The 4816-nt window shown below is 54.1% G+C and carries 4 protein-coding genes and 2 pseudogenes; 5 read left to right on the top strand and 1 reads right to left on the bottom strand.

The window, feature by feature from the left end; translation table 11 throughout:
- Positions 1 to 204 (top strand): annotated as a pseudogene (locus C9J01_RS29185) (Bcr/CflA family drug resistance efflux transporter); the annotation flags it as partial.
- Between the two features lie 108 nt (positions 205 to 312).
- On the opposite strand, the gene C9J01_RS29180 reads toward C9J01_RS29185, so the two are convergent.
- The gene (locus C9J01_RS29180) at positions 313 to 1212 is read right to left on the bottom strand and encodes a DMT family transporter (protein WP_107301557.1); all 900 of its coding nucleotides are present in this window, start codon (positions 1210 to 1212) and stop codon (positions 313 to 315) included.
- 242 nt (positions 1213 to 1454) lie between these two features.
- Between C9J01_RS29180 and rmuC the strand changes: the two genes are divergently transcribed.
- The 4 genes and pseudogenes from rmuC to ubiB all read left to right on the top strand — a co-directional run.
- Complete coding sequence (gene rmuC, locus C9J01_RS29175; protein WP_107301556.1) at positions 1455 to 3002, top strand: DNA recombination protein RmuC; 1548 nt, start codon at positions 1455 to 1457, stop codon at positions 3000 to 3002.
- 98 nt (positions 3003 to 3100) lie between these two features.
- Positions 3101 to 3856 (top strand): bifunctional demethylmenaquinone methyltransferase/2-methoxy-6-polyprenyl-1,4-benzoquinol methylase UbiE, encoded by a 756-nt coding sequence (gene ubiE, locus C9J01_RS29170; RefSeq protein ID WP_107301555.1) that lies wholly within the window; start codon positions 3101 to 3103, stop codon positions 3854 to 3856.
- A 7-nt stretch (positions 3857 to 3863) separates the two neighbouring features.
- On the top strand, positions 3864 to 4475 hold the full coding sequence (locus C9J01_RS29165; protein WP_107301554.1) for a ubiquinone biosynthesis accessory factor UbiJ: 612 nt from the start codon (positions 3864 to 3866) through the stop codon (positions 4473 to 4475).
- Positions 4475 to 4816, top strand: a pseudogene (gene ubiB / locus C9J01_RS29160) (ubiquinone biosynthesis regulatory protein kinase UbiB); the annotation flags it as partial. The gene C9J01_RS29165 and the pseudogene ubiB, both read left to right, overlap by 1 nt.

Here is a 4816-nt window from a genome sequence, read left to right as displayed (position 1 = left end):
CCATTTGGTGACCGTGCCGGCACGGCAGCTGCCTTGCTGGGTTTGTTCCAGATGAGTGGTGCCGGTGCCATGGTCAGCCTGACCCAGCGGCTGGGCTTGAGCTCGCCGGATTTGATGGTCTTGCAGATGTGGTTGCTGCTCCCGGGCTTGTTCCTGTTATGGACTAAGATGGGCCGCCGTTGGCACGAACCAGTCACAGCCTAATACTCTCGATAATAAAAAGACGCCGTCCCTTTTAAGGCGCAGGGTCTCGACAACCCTTACTCACTAGTTTGCCTGCCACTTCGTGGCAGGCTTTTTTTATTCCCAAAGCTAGGTAGCTGTTTCCGCCTGCTGTTTTTTCCCTTTCCACTGCTGGATAAGCAAACCGCAGACAATCAATACCAAGCCTGCCAGTGTCGAGGTGTGGATCTCCTCGCCGATAATTGTCGCCAGCAGCATCAGCGAAATAAATGGCGAGATGAAGATCAGGTTGCTGATCCGGGCAGTGTTGCGGGTCAGTTTGAGTGCATTGATCCACAGCACGAAGGTTACGCCCATCTCGAACAGGCCGACATAGCTCACCGCAGCCCAGCCTTGCCAAGGGATCGCTGTCCAGCCACCAGTATAAAGGCTCAAGCCGATGGAGAATGGCAGCGAGACCAAAAAGCCCAGCAAAACACCCAATACCGCATCGGCCTGATTCTTGGTGTTTAGGATCCAGTACATCGCCCACAGCAGGGTCGACAGCAACGCCAGCGCAACGCCGGTTGGGTTGTCGAACTGCAGTGCCATCACATCCCCTTTGGTGGCAATCACGACCACGCCGAGGTAGCCCAGTGCACATGCTGCCCAGTCTTGTTTGCGGATTTTCTGGCCGAGGAATACCGCCGCCATCAGCGTCAGGGTGATCGCCCAGCTGTAATTGAGCGGCTGGGCTTGGGAAGCCGGCAGCAACTCGTAAGCTTTGAACAGCACCAGGTAGTAGGCAAATGGGTTGATCAGACCCAACAGTAGGTAGTACAGCGGCCTTGCCATAAAAGTACGGCCCAGCAGGTGCAGTTTGCCCTGGTAAAACGCGATGCCTGCAAGGGCGAGCGCGGATACCACACTGGCGGCAACCAGCATCTGGATCGGGGTGAAGAAATCGAGAGTAATTTTAAATGCGGTGGCCACGGTCGACCACAGCAGGACGGCGGCAAGGCCATACCCGAGCGCGTAACGTTCGTTCATTGTTCATCCATAATCAATTGCTGCACCGGCAAGGCTGCAGGGAATATCAGGTTAGGGCGTCAGTGTATGCGATTGCACAGGAGCCGACCAGAATATTGCTACGAGGAATGTGAGCTTCAGTCTGGAGTGAGCTGTGGTGTGGCTTTCTGCATTATCTAAACTGGACATTTATCCAGTATCCTCTTAGCCTTATTGGCAAAAGCAGATCAATTGCTGGTTAATCAAAGGGTCAGGAACAAAGCATGATGAATGAGTGGTTGTCGGGATACGGCTTGGCGATGGTGACGGGGGTATCCGGCGCTGTGGCAGCAGGGGGGATCGCGGCATGGCTGGTTAAAAACCGCTGGCAACAGCAAATGGAGCTTTTGCGCCAGCAAGCAGAAGCCGAGTTGAAACTGGCCCAGAGTAAAATGCAGCATTACCAGAGCCAGATTGACGAGCGCAACCAGGAACTCGACGAGATGGATATCGAGCGTGACAGGCTGACTGCCGAGTTGCGCCAGATGCATGGTCGATTGGCGGCAGCGCTGGAAAAAATGCGCCATTTCGAAGCGCTCAGGAACGAGAAGCAGTACCTGACCGAGCAACTGGAAAACAGTCGGATGGCCAATGCCGGCCTCGAAGCGGACTTGCGTGAGCAGGAAGCCCGCCATTTTGAAGAGCAAAAAGCGGCGGATGATAAAATTGCCCTGCTGGAAAATGCCGAAGAAAGGCTGCGGGTGCAGTTCGAGAGCCTGGCCAATAAGATGTTCGAACACAAGACCCGAACAGTTGACCAGCAGAACAGGATCAGCATGGAAGGCTTGCTTGGGCCGCTACGCGAGCAGCTTGAGGGTTTCCGCAAGCAGGTTAATGACAACTTTAGCCAGGAAGCCCGCGAGCGCCATACCTTGGTCCATGAGATCAACAACCTCAAGCAACTCAACGAACAAATGGCACAAGAGGCCGTTAACCTGACCCAAGCCCTCAAGGGAGACAATAAAGCCCAGGGTAACTGGGGTGAGGTGGTCTTGGCACGGGTGCTTAGCGAGTCCGGCCTGCGTGAGGGGCATGAGTACCAAACCCAGATCAGCCTCGAAAATGAAGACGGTAAACGCTACCAGCCCGATGTTGTGGTGCATCTGCCGCAGAATAAGGATGTGGTTATCGATGCCAAGATGTCGTTGGTCGCTTACGAGCGTTTCTTCAATGCCGGCAATGTCGCCGAGCAGGAACTGGCACTGGGTGAGCATGTCGCCTCGGTGCGCAGCCATATCCGCGGCTTGAGCCGCAAGGACTACCATCAGCTACATGGGGTGGAGAGCCTCGATTATGTATTGATGTTCATCCCTGTCGAGCCTGCGTTCCAGGCTGCTATCGAAGCTGACCCAAGCCTGATCCGCGATGCGATGGATCAGAACATCATGTTGGTAAGTCCGACCACCTTGCTGGTGGCATTGCGTACAATCAACAACCTATGGCGTAATGAGCGCCAGAATCAGAATGCCAAGCAGATCGCTGAGCGGGCCAGCAAGCTCTATGACAAACTTCGCTTGTTTGTCACTGACATGGAAGCGATGGGGGCCTCTTTGGAAAAGGCCAACCAGAGCTACCAAGGTGCTATGAACAAGCTAGTCACGGGGCGCGGCAATGTGATCCGCCAGGCTGAAGGCTTTCGCCAGTTGGGGGTTGAGGTCAAGCGTGATATTAGCCCGCTACTGACCGAGCGGGCGATGTTGGGGGCACCGGATGAAGATACTCTACCTGACGGTGCTTTGGCCGCGATTGGCGAGGATGGTCCGGCAGCATAATAATGCGGTGTGGACATAGATGCAGGTTGTGCTTTGAGCAAACCTCAACCATCAAGTACACTAGGGCGAAATAAAACGTTAACCATGACGGAAGTAGCATGACGGACACCACACTAGAGACGACCCATTTTGGCTACCGGACTGTAGCCAAGGAAGACAAGGCGGAAATGGTTGCTGAGGTATTTCACTCGGTAGCAGCCAAGTACGACATTATGAATGACCTGATGTCGATGGGAGTCCACCGGGTGTGGAAGCGCTTTACCATTGATTGCAGTGGTGTTCGCCGTGGTCATAAGGTCCTAGACTTAGGTGGTGGTACGGGTGATCTGACCGCTAAGTTCTCGCGCATTGTCGGTGATGACGGCCAGGTGATCTTGGCAGATATTAACAATTCGATGCTAAAGGTAGGCCGCAGTAAACTGCGTGACAACGGCATTGTCGGCAATGTCGGTTATGTTCAGGCTAACGCTGAGGAACTGCCTTTCCCTGATGATTACTTTGACTGTATTACCATCAGCTTCTGTTTGCGTAACGTAACAGACAAAGACAAGGCACTACGCTCGATGTATCGCGTACTTAAGCCGGGTGGCCGCTTGTTGGTACTGGAATTCTCAAAGCCGATCGTCGAACCGCTGTCGAAAATCTATGACGCTTATTCGTTCCACCTATTGCCTAAAATGGGCGAAGTGATTGCCAACGATGCTGAAAGCTACCGTTACTTGGCGGAATCCATCCGTATGCACCCAGATCAGGACACGCTGGAAGGGATGATGCAGGATGCCGGTTTTGAGCAGACGAATTACTACAACCTGACCGGTGGCATTGTTGCCCTGCACCGTGGCTACAAATTCTGAGGAACCCATGCCTGTTGATGCGTTTGTTACCGGGGCGATCGAGACCTCACTCAATGCTCTGCTGAAAGACGATGAAGACAGCCAGCGTCGCCTTGCCCGTTTGAAAGGTAAGGTGATCGGCGTGACCATCAATGAATTCGGCAAGCAGCTGTATTTTGTTTTCAGCCAACAGATCGATGTGCTGGGGGCCTATGAAGGCGAGGTGGACTGCCAGTTAGCTCTTAACTTGTCCGTCTTACCAGAGCTTCGCCAGCAAGCCAATCTGACCCAACTGATTAAGGCCGACAAGCTGTCGCTGGACGGCGATATCCAGTTGGCTCAGCAGTTCTCTGCCTTGTTGAGCGGGTTGAAACCCGACTTCGAAGAAAAACTTTCGCAATATACCGGTGATATCGTTGCCCATACCTTGGTCAGTGGTGCCAAGCAGGGCGCGCGCTTTATCCAGCAGGGTGTAGCCAAACGCCAGCGTGATTTGGCTGAAGTGATCACTGAAGAGTGGCGTCTGGCACCACAGGCGCTGGAAATCGCCTATTTTGCCGATCAGGTCGATGATCTGAAAATGGACGTGTCACGCTGTGAAGCACGCCTCAACCGCCTCATGGAGCAAACTCCACGATGATGGTGTTGTCAGAAGTTAAGCGCCTATACCAAATTACCGCTGTCCAGCTACGTTACGGGCTGGATGAGCTGTTACCGGAAGACCCTCGGCTCAAATTGCCAAAGGCAATGCGCAAATCCCTGTTCTGGCTGCGTAACGAGCACCCGGAAAAACCATTGGGCGAGCGCCTGCGTTTGGCGCTGCAGGAGCTTGGTCCTGTGTGGATCAAGTTCGGCCAGATGATGTCGACCCGCCGGGACTTGTTCCCGCCGCACATCGCCGACCAGCTGGCCATGCTGCAAGATCAGGTGGCCCCGTTTGACGGCAAGTTGGCCAAGCATCAAATGGAGGCCTCGTTGGGC

The organism is Photobacterium rosenbergii (assembly GCF_003026455.1).
Taxonomy (GTDB): Bacteria; Pseudomonadota; Gammaproteobacteria; order Enterobacterales; family Vibrionaceae; genus Photobacterium; species Photobacterium rosenbergii.
The sequence above is the reverse complement of the archived record's forward strand: the minus strand, read 5'-3'. Positions and strand labels throughout refer to the sequence as shown.

Coding starts and splice junctions, on each gene's coding strand:
- ubiE (WP_107301555.1), top strand. CDS start 3,101: ATGACGGACACCACACTAGAGACGACCCATTTTGGCTACCGGACTGTA.
- rmuC (WP_107301556.1), top strand. CDS start 1,455: ATGATGAATGAGTGGTTGTCGGGATACGGCTTGGCGATGGTGACGGGG.
- C9J01_RS29180 (WP_107301557.1), bottom strand. CDS start 1,212: ATGAACGAACGTTACGCGCTCGGGTATGGCCTTGCCGCCGTCCTGCTG.
- C9J01_RS29165 (WP_107301554.1), top strand. CDS start 3,864: ATGCCTGTTGATGCGTTTGTTACCGGGGCGATCGAGACCTCACTCAAT.